The 229-nt window shown below is 39.3% G+C and carries 1 protein-coding gene; it reads left to right on the top strand.

Features of this window, described 5'->3' with window-relative positions; all coding sequences use genetic code 11:
* Window positions 1–229, top strand: a 229-nt coding sequence (locus tag ACY2RT_RS15800; protein ID WP_490156851.1) for a JAB domain-containing protein, incomplete at both ends; no start/stop codon positions are given.

Here is a 229-nt window from a genome sequence, read left to right as displayed (position 1 = left end):
CAAATCCAAAAATTGGGTACAAGTATCTACCTCGGAACAGGCTGCGGAAGTCCTATTTGAACATTGGGATAAAAGCACAAGGCAATTACAAGAGACGTTTAAAATTGTGCTCTTAAATAATAGTAATAGAGTGAAGGGTATTTGCCAAATTCCGCAAGGCGGAATTGCAGGAACTTTGGTAGATATGCGCATCTTTTTTGCAACGGTTTTAAAATCGCTTTCAGTGGGT

It is taken from the genome of Ulvibacter sp. 2210JD10-4 (assembly GCF_058148525.1).
This window is presented reverse-complemented; position numbering and strand designations above follow the sequence as displayed.